This is a genomic window from Escherichia sp. MOD1-EC4550 (assembly GCF_963876935.1).
In the GTDB taxonomy this organism is placed as follows: Bacteria; Pseudomonadota; Gammaproteobacteria; order Enterobacterales; family Enterobacteriaceae; genus Escherichia; species Escherichia coli_F.
Window position 1 is genome coordinate 164,538 of the sequence record NZ_CAWNSE010000012.1, and the last position, 17,683, is coordinate 182,220.

Annotated in this window: 19 protein-coding genes and 1 tRNA gene; 8 read left to right on the forward strand and 12 right to left on the reverse strand. The window is 52.5% G+C overall.

Annotation, left to right across the window (positions count from 1 at the left end):
- Positions 1-19: 19 nt before the first annotated feature.
- Positions 20-2,200 carry a tyrosine-protein kinase gene (etk, locus tag AACU19_RS08175; protein ID WP_000208659.1) on the forward strand — a complete coding sequence of 727 codons (2,181 nt, stop codon included), beginning with the start codon at positions 20-22 and terminating at the stop codon, positions 2,198-2,200.
- 120 nt (positions 2,201-2,320) lie between these two features.
- On the opposite strand, the gene appA is transcribed toward etk, so the two are convergent.
- The 10 genes from appA to hyaA all read right to left on the reverse strand — a co-directional run bounded on the left by appA (position 2,321) and on the right by hyaA (position 12,096).
- Positions 2,321-3,619, reverse strand: a complete 1,299-nt coding sequence (gene appA, locus AACU19_RS08180; RefSeq protein WP_105278271.1) for a bifunctional acid phosphatase/4-phytase — start codon at positions 3,617-3,619, stop codon at positions 2,321-2,323.
- Between the two features lie 79 nt (positions 3,620-3,698).
- Complete coding sequence (gene cbdX / locus AACU19_RS08185) at positions 3,699-3,791, reverse strand: cytochrome bd-II oxidase subunit CbdX (protein WP_000270305.1); 93 nt, start codon at positions 3,789-3,791, stop codon at positions 3,699-3,701.
- Positions 3,792-3,803: 12 nt separating this feature from the next.
- A complete protein-coding gene (appB, locus tag AACU19_RS08190) occupies positions 3,804-4,940 on the reverse strand; it encodes a cytochrome d ubiquinol oxidase subunit II (protein WP_000460803.1) in 1,137 nt (378 codons plus the stop codon).
- A gap of 11 nt (positions 4,941-4,951) precedes the next feature.
- Positions 4,952-6,496: a cytochrome bd-II oxidase subunit 1 gene (appC, locus tag AACU19_RS08195; RefSeq protein ID WP_000263563.1), complete on the reverse strand. Its 1,545-nt coding sequence runs from the start codon at positions 6,494-6,496 to the stop codon at positions 4,952-4,954.
- A 132-nt stretch (positions 6,497-6,628) separates the two neighbouring features.
- Positions 6,629-7,486: a hydrogenase expression/formation protein gene (locus tag AACU19_RS08200; RefSeq protein WP_105278077.1), complete on the reverse strand. Its 858-nt coding sequence runs from the start codon at positions 7,484-7,486 to the stop codon at positions 6,629-6,631.
- Positions 7,483-7,881, reverse strand: coding sequence for a hydrogenase-1 operon protein HyaE (gene hyaE / locus AACU19_RS08205; RefSeq protein WP_000063963.1), 399 nt, complete (start codon positions 7,879-7,881; stop codon positions 7,483-7,485). The genes AACU19_RS08200 and hyaE overlap by 4 nt, the downstream gene beginning before the upstream one ends.
- Positions 7,878-8,465 carry a hydrogenase 1 maturation protease gene (hyaD, locus tag AACU19_RS08210; protein WP_000003634.1) on the reverse strand — a complete coding sequence of 196 codons (588 nt, stop codon included), beginning with the start codon at positions 8,463-8,465 and terminating at the stop codon, positions 7,878-7,880. Before hyaD ends, hyaE begins: the two co-directional genes overlap by 4 nt.
- Positions 8,462-9,169 carry a Ni/Fe-hydrogenase b-type cytochrome subunit gene (hyaC, locus tag AACU19_RS08215; protein ID WP_001186429.1) on the reverse strand — a complete coding sequence of 236 codons (708 nt, stop codon included), beginning with the start codon at positions 9,167-9,169 and terminating at the stop codon, positions 8,462-8,464. Before hyaC ends, hyaD begins: the two co-directional genes overlap by 4 nt.
- Positions 9,170-9,187: 18 nt before the next feature.
- Entirely contained in the window at positions 9,188-10,981 is a 1,794-nt protein-coding gene (hyaB, locus tag AACU19_RS08220) for a Ni/Fe-hydrogenase large subunit (RefSeq protein ID WP_105278078.1), read from the reverse strand.
- The gene (gene hyaA / locus AACU19_RS08225) at positions 10,978-12,096 is read right to left on the reverse strand and encodes a hydrogenase 1 small subunit (protein ID WP_001058323.1); all 1,119 of its coding nucleotides are present in this window, start codon (positions 12,094-12,096) and stop codon (positions 10,978-10,980) included. The genes hyaB and hyaA overlap by 4 nt, the downstream gene beginning before the upstream one ends.
- A gap of 425 nt (positions 12,097-12,521) precedes the next feature.
- On the opposite strand from hyaA, the gene AACU19_RS08230 reads away from it, so the two are divergent.
- The 3 genes from AACU19_RS08230 (at position 12,522) to tusE (ending at position 13,895) form a co-directional block, all read left to right on the forward strand.
- Positions 12,522-12,609, forward strand: a tRNA-Ser gene (locus AACU19_RS08230).
- A gap of 206 nt (positions 12,610-12,815) precedes the next feature.
- The gene (gene yccA, locus AACU19_RS08235; RefSeq protein WP_000375136.1) at positions 12,816-13,475 is read left to right on the forward strand and encodes an FtsH protease modulator YccA; all 660 of its coding nucleotides are present in this window, start codon (positions 12,816-12,818) and stop codon (positions 13,473-13,475) included.
- A gap of 90 nt (positions 13,476-13,565) precedes the next feature.
- Positions 13,566-13,895 carry a sulfurtransferase TusE gene (gene tusE / locus AACU19_RS08240; protein ID WP_000904443.1) on the forward strand — a complete coding sequence of 110 codons (330 nt, stop codon included), beginning with the start codon at positions 13,566-13,568 and terminating at the stop codon, positions 13,893-13,895.
- Here the strand turns inward: tusE and yccX are convergent.
- Positions 13,892-14,170, reverse strand: a complete 279-nt coding sequence (yccX, locus tag AACU19_RS08245) for an acylphosphatase (protein ID WP_000048228.1) — start codon at positions 14,168-14,170, stop codon at positions 13,892-13,894. The genes tusE and yccX overlap by 4 nt on opposite strands.
- Positions 14,171-14,264: 94 nt before the next feature.
- Here yccX and rlmI point away from each other — a divergent pair, with 94 nt between their 5' ends.
- Both rlmI and hspQ read left to right on the forward strand, forming a co-directional pair.
- A complete protein-coding gene (gene rlmI / locus AACU19_RS08250) occupies positions 14,265-15,455 on the forward strand; it encodes a 23S rRNA (cytosine(1962)-C(5))-methyltransferase RlmI (protein ID WP_039020488.1) in 1,191 nt (396 codons plus the stop codon).
- Between the two features lie 57 nt (positions 15,456-15,512).
- Positions 15,513-15,830 carry a heat shock protein HspQ gene (gene hspQ / locus AACU19_RS08255; protein ID WP_001295356.1) on the forward strand — a complete coding sequence of 106 codons (318 nt, stop codon included), beginning with the start codon at positions 15,513-15,515 and terminating at the stop codon, positions 15,828-15,830.
- A 44-nt stretch (positions 15,831-15,874) separates the two neighbouring features.
- Here hspQ and AACU19_RS08260 read toward each other — a convergent pair whose 3' ends face one another.
- The gene (locus tag AACU19_RS08260) at positions 15,875-16,288 is read right to left on the reverse strand and encodes a CoA-binding protein (RefSeq protein WP_000665218.1); all 414 of its coding nucleotides are present in this window, start codon (positions 16,286-16,288) and stop codon (positions 15,875-15,877) included.
- A gap of 172 nt (positions 16,289-16,460) precedes the next feature.
- Here AACU19_RS08260 and AACU19_RS08265 point away from each other — a divergent pair, with 172 nt between their 5' ends.
- Together AACU19_RS08265 and mgsA are read left to right on the forward strand one after the other, a co-directional pair.
- Positions 16,461-17,123, forward strand: a complete 663-nt coding sequence (locus tag AACU19_RS08265) for a DUF2057 family protein (RefSeq protein WP_000847791.1) — start codon at positions 16,461-16,463, stop codon at positions 17,121-17,123.
- Positions 17,124-17,218: 95 nt separating this feature from the next.
- Entirely contained in the window at positions 17,219-17,677 is a 459-nt protein-coding gene (gene mgsA, locus AACU19_RS08270; RefSeq protein ID WP_000424181.1) for a methylglyoxal synthase, read from the forward strand.
- Positions 17,678-17,683: the final 6 nt, after the last annotated feature.

The following is a 17,683-nucleotide window of genomic DNA, read 5'->3' on the forward strand; positions in this document are numbered from 1 at the left end:
TTTGAGTTTATAAAATACGATGACAACTAAAAATATGAATACGCCACCAGGCAGCACTCAGGAAAATGAGATCGATCTGCTTCGTCTGGTCGGCGAGTTATGGGATCACCGTAAGTTTATTATCAGCGTAACCGCGTTGTTCACGCTGATCGCTGTCGCTTACTCGCTGTTAAGCACGCCAATTTATCAGGCAGATACGCTGGTCCAGGTTGAGCAGAAACAGGGCAACGCCATTCTCAGCGGCCTGAGCGATATGATCCCTAACTCATCGCCCGAGTCAGCACCGGAGATCCAACTGCTGCAATCGCGCATGATTCTCGGTAAAACCATTGCTGAACTGAATCTGCGCGACATAGTTGAGCAAAAGTATTTTCCGATTGTGGGTCGCGGCTGGGCGAGATTAACCAAAGAGAAACCAGGTGAGCTGGCGATCAGCTGGATGCACATCCCACAACTGAATGGTCAGGATCAGCAACTTACACTCACAGTTGGGGAAAACGGCCACTATACGCTGGAAGGTGAAGGGTTCACCGTCAATGGTATGGTCGGCCAGCGTCTGGAAAAAGACGGCGTTGCGCTGACTATCGCGGACATTAAGGCCAAACCAGGAACGCAGTTTGTCCTGAGCCAGCGTACCGAACTGGAAGCGATTAACGCGTTGCAGGAAACCTTTACCGTTAGCGAACGCAGTAAAGAAAGCGGGATGCTGGAACTTACCATGACCGGTGATGATCCCCAGTTGATTACTCGTATTCTGAACAGCATCGCTAACAACTATTTGCAACAGAATATCGCTCGCCAGGCGGCGCAGGATTCACAAAGCCTTGAATTCTTACAGCGCCAGTTGCCAGAAGTGCGCAGCGAGCTGGACCAGGCGGAAGAAAAACTCAACGTTTATCGCCAGCAGCGCGATTCGGTTGACCTTAACCTGGAAGCCAAAGCCGTTCTTGAGCAGATTGTTAACGTTGATAATCAACTCAATGAGCTGACCTTCCGCGAGGCCGAGATCTCCCAGCTGTATAAGAAAGATCACCCAACTTATCGTGCGCTGCTGGAAAAACGCCAGACGCTGGAGCAAGAACGCAAGCGCCTGAATAAGCGGGTATCGGCAATGCCTTCCACCCAACAGGAAGTGCTACGTTTAAGCCGTGACGTAGAAGCGGGTCGTGCGGTATATCTGCAATTACTTAACCGCCAGCAGGAGTTGAGTATTTCGAAATCCAGTGCGATTGGTAACGTGCGGATTATCGACCCGGCAGTCACTCAGCCGCAGCCAGTGAAACCGAAAAAAGCGTTGAATGTGGTGCTTGGTTTTATTCTTGGCCTGTTTATTTCGGTGGGTGCCGTGCTGGCGCGTGCGATGTTGCGTCGTGGTGTAGAAGCCCCGGAACAACTGGAAGAGCACGGCATCAGCGTTTATGCCACTATCCCGATGTCCGAGTGGCTGGATAAGCGTACCCGTCTGCGTAAGAAAAATTTATTTTCTAATCAGCAGCGCCATCGTACTAAAAATATCCCCTTCCTGGCGGTGGATAACCCGGCGGATTCTGCTGTGGAAGCTGTACGTGCGCTACGAACCAGTCTGCACTTCGCTATGATGGAGACAGAGAATAACATTCTGATGATCACCGGTGCGACGCCAGACAGTGGTAAAACGTTCGTCAGTTCAACTCTGGCGGCGGTGATCGCCCAGTCCGATCAAAAAGTGTTATTTATTGATGCCGACTTACGTCGTGGTTATTCGCATAACCTGTTTACCGTGAGTAATGAACATGGCTTGTCGGAATATCTGGCAGGGAAAGATGAGCTCAACAAAGTGATCCAGCATTTTGGCAAAGGAGGCTTTGATGTGATTACTCGCGGTCAGGTGCCACCTAACCCGTCTGAACTGCTGATGCGCGATCGGATGCGTCAATTACTGGAATGGGCGAACGACCATTACGATCTGGTGATTGTCGATACGCCGCCGATGCTGGCGGTGAGCGATGCTGCGGTCGTGGGGCGCTCTGTCGGCACCAGCCTGCTGGTTGCGCGTTTTGGCTTGAACACCGCCAAAGAGGTGAGCTTGTCAATGCAGCGTCTGGAACAGGCTGGCGTTAATATTAAAGGCGCAATCCTCAATGGTGTGATTAAACGCGCCAGCACCGCTTACAGTTATGGCTATAACTATTACGGTTATAGTTACTCCGAGAAAGAGTAAAACTGAAGGTAAGGTGGCCGGATGCGGCGTGAACGCCTTTTCCGGCCTACGCATCAGACAGTTCTTCGTTTGTCATCAGCTTCAGAGCATTCAGGTAACTGAATGCTCTTTTTTTATGCATTACAAACTGCACGCCGGTATGCGTGCTTCATTCACGATTTGCGTAAAACCGGCCAACGAACACATGCCCTGCGCGTTTCGCTCTTCACATCCTCCCAAGGTCAGTTTCACCTCTCCGGGCGGCGTATTTAATGATAGCGGCGTTTTATCACGCATCTGCTGTAAAGTCTGGAAGACCAGCGAAACCTGAATCCAATGGCTGTTATCACTTAGCCTACGCCAGCGTTCAAACACCAGTTCACCACCTGGCGGCGTGTTATCCGGCTGACCTGGAAGCGTCCAGTTGAGCTCCAGTGCGCCGCCGAGATTCGCCAGATTAGTATCGTGTCCGGCGATAAACAACACTGAAGTGGGCAATGTCACGCCATACACCTGCTTTTGCTGAGGATGTGGCGTCAACGCCGTAGTGATCAAATCTAATAACGGGGTGGCGCGACTGCGGGCAACCTCTGGCGTGCGTTGTAGCAAATAAAACTGCGCGTTATGCAGGCTTAGCAAGGTGTTCCACTGGTGTGAATCGGTGATCCTTCCCCACCCCGGCTCCGGCATTCCCTGTGCTTGTTGCAGGAGAAATATCTCCGTCAGCATTGACGCCAAGCTTACCGCACCGGTTAATGAGACATTGTCGGCGCTCACCTTGAGTTCCGATGGTAATACCTGCGTTAATGAACAGCTTTCGTCCTGTTTCTCACGGTTAAGGCACAAGTTTGATTGTGGGAAATTAAGCACCTGTTCCAGTTCGCGAAACGCCGTTTGCCGATGCCCGGTAAAGTCAGCAATTGACCCTCCTGCCCTGCTGAGGATCGCGTCAGTCACGTTCGCGTTATCCAGTTGGCAAATGCCAGTTTTTAGAGGATTAAATAACGGATCGGGACTGGACGTATCTGCCTGGGTATGTACGGTTATTGCACAGTCAGGTGCCAGCCCGGCGGCGAAGGCTTCGCCTGTTTTACGGGTACGCTCGTCGACATCAGCAATAATCGCGACCTGACCAGGCTGCGGGCAGCCCTTTTTCGCCAGCAATCCGTCAGCCACCAGACGCTGGCGTTGGTAATGTCCGAGATAAGCGATTAGCTCACCACCGCGCGGTGTCAGCCACCCCAGTTTTACCGGCCATGTTGGCCATGCGTCTGGGGTGACATCCTGCATCAGTTGCGTGGCCTTGGTTGGGGCACGCACACCATGACGACTGACAATCACCACACTTTCCAGCTTCAGCTCCGGCTCACTCTGAGCGAATGCAGATTGCGGGGTGAACGGAATCAGAAGAGATAAGAATGGGATCAAGATCGCTTTCATCGATATGTTTCCGCTTTTCATATCCGACATTATTGATTGCCTGATGCGACGCTAATACGCCTCATCAGGCTTACGTTCGTTAACTTTTCAGACGCGGGTCCAGCCATACCAACACAAGGGTGGAGAGCGAACACATCAACAAAATGCCGACGAACCAAAGTAAATACCACATTGTTCCTGCTCCTTAGTACAGCTCGTTTTCGTTACGGCGGAGAGTTTCTGTCGTCATGCGTCCCCACATTTTGTAGTAGCTCCAGAGAGTGTAGAGCAACACAATAGGCAAAAATATCAGCACGATTACCAACATAATGCTCAGCGTCAGCTGACTGGAAGTGCTGTCCCACAACGTCAGGCTGGAGATTGGACTCACGCTTGACGGCATGACAAAGGGGAACAGCGTGATGCCTGCCGTGAAAATCACGCCAAATTGCATCAATGATGCCATCAAAAATCCCCACCCCGGGCGACCACGATAAATCGCCATCACCGTCAGCAATGGGCAGAAGAACCCCAGCAGCGGGAAGATCCACAGAACGGGCGATTCGACGAAATTATTCATCCAGGCACCAGGTAGCACTGCCACCAGTTTCATTAACGGATTGGAAGGACCGTTAGCATCCTGCGCGAGCAGTACAAAGCCATCAATACCGACCCACAGCCAGTAACCCGCCAGCAAAAAGCACAGCATCACCAGTAGTGCAGCGCGTTTAGTCGCCAGCTGTGAACGCAGATGAATCACACCAACAGTTTTCAGTTGCAACCAGACGCCACCTTGCAAAATCACCATCCCAAGGCTGAGCAATCCGCACAATAAAGGGAATGGCGTCAGCAGTTGCCAGAAGCTGCCGAGATACTCCACGCGTAATTGCGGTGTGAAGGCAAATGGCACGCCGAGCAACAAGTTGCCGAAGGCGATACCGAAGACTACCGGCGGCACCAGACTGCCGATGACCAGTCCGGCATCCCACATTTTACGCCAGCGTGCATCGGCGATTTTTCCGCGATAATCAAAGGCCAGCGGGCGGAAGAACAGCGAGCACAGCACCAGAATCATCGCCACATAAAAGCCGGAAAACGCCGCTGCATACACTCTGGGCCAGGCGGCAAATAATGCCCCTCCTGCGAGGATTAACCAGACCTGATTGCCTTCCCAGTGCGCGCCAACGCTGTTTATCACTATCCGGCGTTCATCATCATTACGCGCCACCAGCGGCAGCAGACAGCCGATCCCCATGTCAAATCCATCGGAGATCATAAAGACCACCAGGATCACGCCAATCAGCAGCCACCAGATGAAGCGCAATGTTTCATAATCAAACATGATTTTCTCCTTTACCCCTGTTGCTGCGTCGGTTGTTCACTCTGCATCGCGCTCGGCCCCAGACGGGCATATTTCTGCATCAGGTAGACTTCGGCGATTAAGAACAGGGTGTAAAGCCCTACGATCATGATCAGTGAGAAAGCAAGTTGTCCTGTGGTTAAAGCGGAGTGCGCGGAGTATGTCGGTAAGATGTCCTGTATCGCCCACGGCTGACGACCAAACTCGGTCATAAACCACCCGGCTTCAATCGCAATCCACGGCAGCGGCAAACTCCAGAGCGCCATTTTCAGTACCCAGCGATGCTGGTCGATTTTGCCACGCAGCGTCTGGACAAGCGCAATCAGCATCACCAGTAGCAGCAGAGAACCACAGCCCACCATGATGCGGAAACTCCAGAATACCGGCGCAACCTGAGGTATCGCGCCACGCATCGCCGCCTGGTACTGTGCAGCTGTGACATGGTTCATATCCGGCGCATAGCGGGAGAGCAACATGCCGTAACCAAGGTCGCCTTCCAGCTCCCGGAATGCCTGCAACACATGCGGCTCACGATTGCCTTGCGATATTTCCTGCATTAACAGCCAGGCCATACGTCCGCGTTGCAAGCGTGGGTAGGTTTCAGCCATCAAATTCTTCAGACCCGGCACGGGTTTATCTAATGAGTGAGTGGCGAGGATCCCTAGCAGCGCAGGAATTTTGATGGCAAAGGCGTTACGCTCTTGATCCTGTTCCGGCCAGGCAACTACATGGAACGGTGCAGGTGCAGGTTCCGTTTGCCACTCCCCTTCCATTGCCGCCAGTTTTACCGGTTGTACTTGCGCGACTTCATACGCAGAACTGTCTCCGAGTTGCAGCGTACCGATAATCGCCAGAGTACCGAAGACGGAACCGATGGCAAACGAGCGTAATGCAACATCGCGCTCCCGTCCGCGCAGTAAATACCAGGCGCTGATCGCCATAATAAACATGGCCCCGGTCACGTAGCCCGCCATTACGGTGTGCACAAATTTCACCTGGCTGACCGGGTTAAAGACCAGCTCGCTGAAGCTGGTCATTTCCATACGAAGGGTGTCGATATCAAAATGCGCACCGGTCGGGTATTGCATCCAACCGTTGGCATTCAATATCCACAACGCAGAGAGATTTGAACCGAACGCCACCAGCCACGTCACCAGCAGGTGCTGGTATTTATTCAGCCGTTGCCAGCCGAAGAAGAACAGCCCGACAAAGGTGGATTCGAGGAAGAAGGCCATTAATGCTTCCATCGCCAGCGGTGCGCCAAAAATATCGCCCACATAGTTGGAATAGAATGACCAGTTAGTACCAAACTGAAACTCCATCGTCAGGCCGGTAGCCACGCCAAGAGCAAAGTTGATACCGAAGAGCTTACCCCAGAAGCGCGTCATATCGCGGTAGATTGTTTTGCCGGTGACCACGTAAATGGTTTCCATGATAGCCAGCAAAAAAATCAGCCCCAGGGTAAGGGGTACAAATAAAAAGTGATACAGCGCGGTCAGAGCAAACTGCCAGCGCGATAAATCAATGACATCCCACATGCGCACTCCTGTAGGCGAAGAGAGAAAAATAACCCGTTAATGGTAGATCTCCCTCTTTATCCTGAAACTCTACGACCAGAGGTATTCGCCGATTGCGATATTCATAAGCCTGAAAGCGATACTTACCGTCTTTTACGTCGATGCACCTTCCGCCAGCCACTGACATACCTCACTAAGCCGCTGCGCAGAGTCGACCAAGTCTTCTGGCGCTGCCAGCACCACTTCCGGTATTGGGCAGATTTCATAACTCTCAAGTAACGGGCCTTTTAAGGTGTCCGTACAGCGTAAATGCCAGACATGCCGCAGGCCGGTCGCGTTGATATAGCTCTCGCCGTAGCCAATGGTGCGAATCTGAATATTTCCCGGCCCACAGAGACGTGAGAGAAAAAGCCGATCAGCCTCGCTGATGGGTAATTGCGTCAGATTAATGCTGTGCGGCTGCGCGTCGGGGTTACGTACATGTGCCAGTAATTCATGCGCCAGCGGTAGGCCATTCATCAGGCCATCGATGGGCGGCGGTAGCAACGAGTCTGTCGGCAAGACGTTTTGCGTTGCCGCCTGCCACAACGCCAGCGGCGCGCAGCCTGCCTCCAGTTTGTCCTCCAGCAACTGTTCATCGCGACGTCTGCGTACCCGCCATAATCCGCAGAAGATCGCCTCCTGTATTTCACTTTCACTGTCGTCAGCCTGCTGAATGCGCACTGACACTTCCCCTTCCCCGAGAAGCGTATTGATAAAGTGACGATCGTCGGCGTTGAGATTGAACAGATCGACTGCCAGCACCTCACCCAGCGGCGGCTGGCGTTCGCTTAGTTGATGTTGTAACTCGTTTAATAGCGCAATCACCTGCGGGCTATGAGCACATTGCTCCAGGGCCGCCATACTCGGTTCATCATTCACCTGACAGGTAATCGGCAGTGGATTCATGCTAAAACTGTCATCGTTCGGTTGCGTTCCGGGTCCCAGTAGATGGAAAAAAGTTTCGCTCATGAGGCACGCTCCTGTTGCGGTTCGACAAGCCCGCGCATCAGGTTTATCAGTTCCGCCCACGGGTGAATACCATTCAGCACGCCGCGATAGCTACCACCGGTAAACACCAGTGTGGCGGGAAAACGAAATACGCCAAAACGATCGCCGATGGCTTCGCTTTGCTCAAGGTCGGCAATCGCTACCTGCCATGTATAATCAGGAAACTCGCGCAGTAATTCGCCAATCATTACCGGATTATCGCTAACCTCTGGCGTGCGTTTCGGGTCACTGCTTAATAACACCACACCGTCTGGCGCTTGCGTAAGCCAGTCGTCAAGACGGGATTCACTGATCGGCGTCCAGCCGCGCGCCAGCATACGTTGCCACAACGCATCAAATGGCGTGTCGTTGCTCATTCCTGCTCCTCCAGCGTCATCCGGTACTGGCGCAAGCGAACGCCTTCGTAGTTTTCCATCGACAGACAGTCATAATTGAGACAGCGCGATTCATTAGCCGGTTGCGGCTCAATTCCCCACGCAGCCAGTTGCGCCAGCGCCCCCTGTTCCGCGGCGGGCAGTTGCTCCCGAGCCAGTTCGCTCAGGCTACCGCCGTAGTCGTCGAGCATCGCGGGTTGCAGGCCGACGAGGGCAATATGTGCTGGCAGATTTCCGCGGATATCTGCCAGCGCCAGTACTTCGGAGAAACTGTTCTGGTGCAGGCTCATTTTCTTCGCGCTGAGATAGGCCGGAATGCGTTCTCCGGCATACGTTCGTAGCGTTCCGGGTTCCAGCCCGTAATCAATGGCGTCGAGAATCAGCAAGTGGCTGGCGCTTTCGACATACCCCAGCAAGTTCAGTCCCTGAGTGCCGCCATCAACAATCTCGACTTCATCGGGCCAGTGGTAATGGGCATACAACCGTTCCGCCACCCGCACGCCGAAGCCTTCATCGGCCCACAGCAGATTGCCCAGCCCCATTACCACCACGCGTTGCTCGCTCATGAACGCTCCTTGTTACTTATTTTGCCAAATTTGTGGCTACGGTAGCCGTTGACCATGGTGGAGATCACTGTGTCGTCGGACATGATGTCTTCACGCAGCGCCATGTAGACATGACCGATCACAAACGCGCCAATCAGCCACATCCCCAGCCGATGCCAGCTGTGAATGTCCATTGAGTTGCCGCCCGTCCAGTAGAAAAATTCCACCACATAACGGAACGGCGCAAAAATAGCGTACTGGCTGTGTTCGCTGTACAGCGCAAAGCCGGTGACGATCATAAAGACCGACATCAGGAAATAGCCGAACATCGCCGCCTGGGCGATGGGGTTATGACCTATATCGGCACTCGGACGTTTTGCCAGAAACAGATACCAGCGGATTTCATACCACACGCCCTGCCACCAGCTTTTACGCCATACCGGCACGATAAACAGCTCGCGTGAGTAGCGATTGCCGACAAAAGCCCAGTAGATCCGCATCAGCAAGACCACGGTAAAAACCATCCCGGCGCTGAAGTGAATTAACCTGATGTAGCCCATATAAAACAGATACGTCGCCTCACCGCTGACCGAAGGCAGCGGCTTGCCGATAAAGTAACCGGTGACCATCAACACCGCCATGCATAACACCGTCAGCCAGTGCCAGATCCGCACTGGCGCTTCGAAGACATAGTGACTGACAACGTTGTCGCTTTTCTGTTGCATGATGATTCTCCTTCGCTGTTAACGCACCTGCACGGAGATCAGCTCGCTACCGTCGTCACCCAGCACATGAGTTGAACAGGCGAGGCACGGGTCAAAGCTGTGCAGAGTACGCAGGATCTCCAGCGGTTGCTCGGGGATCGCCATTTTGGTGTTCATCAGCGCCGCTTCATAAGCGCCAATCTGCCCTTTGGGATCGCGCGGGCTGGCGTTCCAGGTGGTCGGCACCACGCACTGGTAGAGATCTATCTTGCCATCGCGAATGGCAGCCCAGTGGCCTAACGCCCCGCGCGGCGCTTCGGTAAAACCGACACCACGGCACTCTGTCGGCCAGGTTGCAGGTTCCCATTTTTCCGTGGAGGCGGTGGCAAGATTGCCGTTTTTCAGGTTGGTCATCAGCTTGTCGAAGAAATACTGCAACTTACCTGCGGCCCACTGCGCTTCGTGCGCGCGGCACAAAATGCGGCCCAACGTTGACTGGATGCCGGAAAGCGGCAGGTTCAACGCCGACATCATGCGATCGACCGACTCAACGGTCGCAGCATCGCCTTTGTGATAAGCGATCAATGTGCGTGCCAGCGGCCCCACTTCCATCGCGTTACCGCGCCAGCGTGGCGCTTTGATCCACGAGTAGCGTTCCTGTTCATTCAGCTGCTGAATGTTGGTATCGCTGCCTTTGACATCGCCGGGGTTGTACCACGGGTCGGTAATACCATCGAACGGATGACGCCCGACCTGATCGTTGGGATAACGATACCAGGCGTGATCGACAAACTCCTGCACCTGCTGCGGATCAACCAAATCCACTGGCAGCAAATTGTTGAAGTCGCCGTTAATCACCGCGCCGCCAGGCATTAGCAGACTTTTCTCGCCAAAGTCGTTGGCAATATCCGGGAACGCCCCGTAACTAAGGACACATTTATCAGAAAGACCAGTGCCGATTTCGCTCCACGGTTTGTTGAACTGACCGATGGCTAAAGCGTCGGGGATCATCACGTTATTAATGAAATCCGCCGTGCGGGTAATGATCGACTGCACCAGATTCAGGCGCTCCATATTGACCGCCCCGACCGCGCCACTTTCGTCAATGTTGATAGCGCACGGCATCCCGCCAACAATCCAGTTTGGATGTGGGTTTTTACCACCAAAGACCGCGTGGATTTTGACAATTTCACGCTGGAAATCGAGAGCTTCAAGATAGTGAGCAAAGCCCATCAAGTTGGCTTCTGGCGGCAGTTTGTACTGCGGGTGCCCCCAGTAACCGTTACGGAAGATCCCCAACTGGCCGCCTTCAACGAATTTCTTCAGGCGGTTTTGTACGTCGAAGAAATAGCCAGGTGATGATTTCGGCCATGAGGAGAGACTTTGCGCCAGTTCGGAGGTTTTCCGCGGATCGGCTTTCAGCGCATCTAACACATCGATCCAGTCCATCCCGGCAAGCTGATAAAAGTGCACCAGATGATCGTGGCACCAGAGCGTCGCCAGCATAATGTTGCGGATGATATTAGCGTTGTCCGGCACTTTAATGCCGATAGCATCTTCGATGGCATAGACCGAAGCCAGAGCGTGTACGCCGGTACAGACGCCGCAGATACGTTCCACGAACGCCCACGCATCGCGCGGGTCGCGCCCTTGCAGAATGATCTCGAGCCCGCGAAACATGGTGCCGCAGGAGACGGCATTGGTGATCACATTCTGATCGTTAATATTCACTTCACAGCGCATGTGGCCTTCAATGCGCGTAATCGGGTCGACCACCAGGCGGCGTCCGGCATTGTTGATGGTGTATCCCTGAGTTTCGTACTGAGTGCTCATGCCTGTTTATCCTCATTGCCTGGCTGATGTTCGGTTTCTGTAGGTTGCTGGTTATGACGTCTGCGCTGATCAACGGCGCTGGCGACCGCATGTACACCAACAGCCGCAGCCACCACGCCAAGCGCGGTTAAGCCGACGGTATCAGCGGTGGAATGGGTACCCATTTGTGGAATATCGACTACGCGGCTGTAGAATGAACCGCGATCCCAGAAACCATTTTCCGCACAGCCCAGGCAGCCGTGACCAGACTGGATTGGGAAAGAAACGCCATCATTCCAGCGTGTGGAGGAACAGGCGTTATAGGTGGTAGGCCCTTTGCAGCCCATTTTGTACAGGCAGTAACCTTTGCGGGCAGCGTCATCATCCCAGCTCTGCACGAACTCTCCGGCGTCGAAGTGGGCGCGGCGATAGCATTTATCGTGGATACGTTGACCATAGAACATCAGTGGACGCCCCATTCTGTCGACATCCGGCAAGCGATCAAAGGTCACCATGTAGGTAATGATGGCGCTCATCACATCCGGGATCGGCGGGCAGCCCGGCACTTTAATGATCGGTTTGTCGGTGATCACTTTGTCGATTGGTGTGGCCTGCGTTGGATTGGGCCGCGCGGCCTGCACGCAGCCCCAGGACGCGCAGGTTCCCCAGGCGATAATCGCACTGGCTCCGGCGGCGGCGCGTTTGAGTTTTTCAATAAACGGTCGACCACTGCTGATACAGAACATCCCCTGCTCGCCCAGCGGTGGATTACCTTCTACTGCGAGGATATATTTGCCATTGTATTGCGTGATGATGTCTTCAAAGACTTCTTCTGCCTGGGTTCCGGCGGCAGCCATCAGGGTATCGTCGTAATCGAGGGAAATCAGGGAAAGGATGACGTCCTTCGCCAGTGGGTGAGCGGAGCGGATAAAAGATTCGGTACAGCAGGTGCATTCAAGACCGTGGATCCACACCACAGGAATGCGCGGTTTATTCTCCAGCGCCCAAGCAATCTTCGGAGCCATTCCCGCGCCTAATCCCAGCGAGGTGGCAGCCAGACTGCAATATTTGAGAAAGCTGCGCCGGGTAACGCCCTGACGCCGCATGGCCTGGTAAAATGTTTCCTCGTTATTCATATCGCACGTCTCTTCTCCTTGCGACACCGGCAGGACACCGGGCGCTTATGGTCGGCAAGCGACGTCCCTGTAGCAAGGCAAACCATCGCTTCACGTGAGATGCTGAAAACGAAAGCTCATCCTTCTGCACTGGCGCACGTCGCCAGATAGTATTGTTAATAAAGCGTAGTGAAACTTTTGCACAAAACAATACAAACTGTGTGGATTTATCTTTTAGCGATAAAAATGGACCTATTTTTCTTTTGCCGGGCATTGGGGACGTTTAGCCAGTTGCTAAACGAGTAAAAGAGAAGGAATTCATGGTGATGAAATGATCAAACTGCTGTTATTTCACGCTATCAATGCGGTTTTGGCTGTTTTTCAGGCAAACGAACAAATTAGGGGTTTACACGCCGCATCGGGATGTTTATAGTGCGCGTCATTCCGGAAGTGTGGCCGAGCGGTTGAAGGCACCGGTCTTGAAAACCGGCGACCCGAAAGGGTTCCAGAGTTCGAATCTCTGCGCTTCCGCCAAATAAGATAAGGGGTTAGCTAAATGCTAACCCCTTTTTCTTTTGCCTGTCGAAATTCTCAGGGCGTTATATTTGCTTAATGACCTGATAATCCGCTGTTAAACCTGTTCCAGATCAAATGCGTAAAGATGGGTAAAACTTCTGGGTGCCCTTACGCATTATCATTATGCTGCTTAATTAATTACATCTGTCATAGAGAGTGACTCAATGGATCGTATTGTTAGTTCTTCACATGACCGTACATCGCTGCTTAGCACCCATAAGGTGCTGCGTAATACCTATTTTCTGCTGAGCCTGACGCTGGCCTTTTCGGCGATTACCGCAACTGCCAGTACGGTGCTGATGCTGCCATCTCCGGGTCTGATTCTGACGCTGGTGGGTATGTATGGTTTGATGTTCCTGACCTATAAAACGGCGAATAAGCCGACCGGAATTATCTCCGCATTCGCCTTTACCGGTTTTCTGGGTTATATCCTCGGACCAATTCTGAATACCTATCTGTCTGCCGGAATGGGTGACGTAATCGCTATGGCACTGGGCGGAACGGCGTTAGTGTTCTTCTGCTGCTCTGCGTATGTGCTGACCACCCGCAAAGATATGTCGTTCCTTGGCGGTATGCTGATGGCGGGTATTGTGGTGGTGCTGATTGGTATGGTTGCTAATATCTTCCTGCAGCTGCCTGCCCTGCATCTGGCGATCAGCGCGGTCTTCATTCTGATCTCCTCTGGCGCTATCTTGTTTGAAACCAGCAACATCATTCATGGCGGTGAAACGAACTATATTCGTGCCACGGTTAGCCTGTATGTTTCGCTGTACAACATCTTCGTCAGCCTGCTGAGCATTCTGGGCTTCGCCAGCCGCGATTAATCTCACCCGCTAACACTTTCATAGCCTCGCTTTATGCGGGGCTTTGTTTTTTGTTACACTGCCGCCAGTCTGATTAAGGTAGTAATAATTATGCTGATCTTCGAAGGTAAAGAGATAGAAACGGATACCGAAGGCTATCTCAAAGAAAGCAGCCAGTGGAGTGAGCCGCTGGCAGTGGTGATTGCAGAGAACGAAGGGATTACGCTGTCACCAGAACACTGGGAAGTGGTGCGTTTTGTGCGTGATTTCTATCTGGAATTCAATACTTCTCCGGCGATTCGTATGCTGGTAAAAGCGATGGCGAATAAATTTGGCGAAGAAAAAGGTAACAGCCGCTATTTATACCGACTGTTTCCGAAAGGTCCGGCTAAGCAAGCCACCAAAATTGCTGGCCTGCCAAAACCGGTAAAATGTATCTAACGAATACGAAAATCGGTTAATTCCCCCGAGGGATGATGCGGCTCGCTGAGCACCCGTTCCACACGTGCAGAACGCGGGCCGCCACTCTTTAACCACTGCATTAATTTTTCCACCTGCCCTTCTTCACCGCAGGCAACCACTTCCACGCTGCCATCGTCAAGATTTTTGGCGTAGCCGCTTAACCCGAGTTTTTTCGCTTCGTACTGCGTGGTATAGCGAAATCCTACGCCCTGAACTCGCCCGTAAACCCAGGCAATTATGCAGACTTTCGACATTGCTGCTCTCCTTATCCTTAATGGACGCGTTGCAAATCCATGGAAAACTCCGGACAATGACGCCCATTTCTTTGCATCGACAGAAAAGTAAATTATGAGTGTACGTTTAGTGTTAGCCAAAGGGCGCGAAAAATCATTACTTCGTCGCCATCCGTGGGTCTTTTCCGGGGCCGTTGCCCGCATGGAAGGTAAAGCCAGCCTCGGTGAAACCATCGATATTGTTGATCATCAGGGAAAATGGTTAGCACGCGGCGCTTATTCGCCAGCTTCGCAAATCCGGGCGCGCGTCTGGACGTTTGACCCCTCTGAATCCATTGACATTGCTTTTTTTACCCGCCGTTTGCAACAAGCGCAAAAATGGCGTGACTGGCTGGCGCAAAAAGATGGCCTCGACAGCTATCGTTTAATCGCCGGAGAATCTGATGGCCTGCCGGGTATTACTATCGATCGTTTCGGTAATTTTCTGGTACTGCAACTGCTGAGTGCTGGGGCAGAATATCAGCGCGCAGCATTAATTAGTGCCCTGCAAACGCTGTACCCGGAATGTGCAATTTACGATCGCAGCGACGTTGCGGTACGTAAAAAAGAAGGGATGGAACTGACCCAGGGCCCCGTTACCGGAGAGCTACCGCCTGCCCTGCTGCCGATTGAAGAACACGGCATGAAGCTGCTGGTGGACATACAGCACGGGCACAAAACGGGCTACTACCTGGACCAGCGTGACAGCCGCCTGGCTACCCGCCGCTACGTTGAAAATAAACGCGTACTTAACTGTTTCTCCTATACCGGTGGTTTCGCCGTATCGGCATTGATGGGCGGTTGCAGCCAGGTTGTCAGCGTTGATACCTCCCAGGAAGCGCTGGATATTGCACGGCAGAATGTTGAGCTGAACAAACTGGATCTGAGCAAGGCTGAGTTTGTCCGTGATGATGTCTTTAAATTGCTGCGTACTTATCGCGATCGCGGTGAAAAATTTGACGTTATCGTGATGGACCCGCCGAAGTTTGTTGAGAATAAAAGCCAGTTGATGGGCGCGTGTCGTGGCTATAAAGACATCAACATGCTGGCGATTCAGTTGCTGAATGAAGGCGGAGTTCTCCTGACTTTCTCCTGTTCCGGTCTGATGACCAGCGATTTATTTCAGAAAATCATCGCGGATGCCGCAATTGATGCCGGTCGTGATGTACAATTTATAGAGCAGTTCCGTCAGGCAGCCGATCATCCGGTGATCGCTACCTACCCGGAAGGGCTATATCTGAAAGGGTTTGCCTGTCGCGTCATGTAACTTGAAATGTGGAATTTTACCCTTATATCAAAGGTAAAGATTTCCCGGGAGGTGACTATGATTGCCAGCAAATTCGGTATCGGCCAGCAGGTCCGCCATTCCCTGTTAGGTTATCTCGGAGTGGTCGTGGATATCGACCCGGTTTATTCGCTCTCTGAACCGTCGCCTGATGAGCTGGCGGTGAATGACGAGCTTCGCGCCGCTCCGTGGTATCACGTGGTGATGGAGGACGATAACGGCCTACCGGTTCATACCTACCTGGCTGAAGCCCAGCTAAGTAGCGAATTGCAGGATGAACATCCTGAACAGCCATCCATGGATGAGCTGGCGCAGACCATCCGCAAACAACTTCAGGCCCCGCGTCTGCGTAACTAATCCCTGAACAAATCCCCGGAAGGTTTTGGCCTTCCGGGGATTTTTTATTTGGCCAGGCCCAGGCGAGGGATCTCAATAGCCGGGCAGCGATCCATCACCACATTTAACCCGGCATCCCGTGCCAGTACTGCCGCTTGCTCATTAATCACCCCCAGTTGCATCCAGAGGGTTTTCGCGCCAATGGCGATCGCTTCCTGCGCCACGCCCCACGCCGCTTCTGAATTACGGAAAACATCGACCATATCGACTTTTTCCGGAACTTCTGCCAGCGTGCCATATCCCTGCTGGCCCAGCAGCGTTTTGCCGGCAACTTTTGGTGAAACCGGAATGACGTGATACCCCTGGTCGAGTAGATATTTCATCACGCGATAGCTGGGACGATCGGGTTTGTCGCTTGCCCCCACCAGCGCAATGGTGTGAGTGGACGTTAAAATGCCTGCAATATCGGTTTCTTTCATTATTTCCTCCAGACTGTTTAACAAAGTGTACGACAAAGCCGACATGCCAACCATGCAGCTAATACGAATGAATGAGAGCAAAAGCGGGAATTATGTCTATATGTTAGTAAGTATGATTAAAGAAAAATTTTGACACATTATTATTCGGGCGGTCTTTTGACAGGAGCTACCTATGAAAACCGGCATCGTGACCACCTTGATTGCATTATGTTTGCCGGTATCCGTTTTTGCCACCACGCTGCGGCTTTCAACCGATGTCGATCTTCTGGTACTCGACGGCAAGAAGGTTTCCAGCTCTCTGCTGCGCGGTGCGGACAGCATTGAACTGGATAATGGACCACATCAGTTAGTGTTTCGCGTTGAGAAGACGATTCATCTTTCCAATAGTGAAGAACGGCTGTATATCTCCCCACCACTAGTGGTCAGTTTTAATACCCAGCTCATCAACCAGGTCAATTTTCGCCTGCCTCGCCTGGAGAATGAGCGGGAAGCTAACCATTTTGATGCCGCGCCGCGCCTTGAATTGTTGGATGGCGATGCGACGCCGATTCCGGTAAAGCTGGATATTCTCGCCATTACCTCAACGGCAAAAACGATTGATTATGAGGTCGAGGTTGAACGTTATAACAAATCCGCGAAACGCGCTTCACTACCGCAATTTGCCACGATGATGGCAGATGACAGTACGCTGCTTTCGGGTGTTTCCGAGCTGGATGCTATTCCACCGCAGTCTCAGGTGCTCACAGAACAACGGCTGAAGTATTGGTTTAAACTGGCTGACCCACAAACGCGAAATACTTTTCTGCAATGGGCGGAAAAACAACCATCTTCCTGAGATTTTTGTGCCTGTGCGCAGGCTTTTTCGGTCTTTCTCTTGCAGCGATAAGTGCTTACAGTAATCTGTAGGAAAGTTAACTACGGATGTACATTATGGAACTGACGACACGTACTTTACCTGCGCGGAAACATATTGCGCTGGTGGCACACGATCACTGCAAACAAATGCTGATGAGCTGGGTGGAACGGCATCAACCGTTACTGGAACAACACGTACTGTATGCAACAGGCACTACCGGTAACTTAATTTCCCGCGCGACCGGCATGAACGTCAACGCGATGTTGAGTGGCCCAATGGGGGGGGACCAGCAGGTTGGCGCATTGATCTCAGAAGGTAAAATTGATGTATTGATTTTCTTCTGGGACCCACTAAATGCCGTGCCGCACGATCCTGACGTGAAAGCCTTGCTGCGTCTGGCGACGGTATGGAACATTCCGGTTGCCACCAACGTGGCAACGGCAGACTTCATTATCCAGTCACCGCATTTCAACGACGCGGTCGATATTCTGATCCCCGATTATCAGCGTTATCTCGCGGACCGTCTGAAGTAATATTAC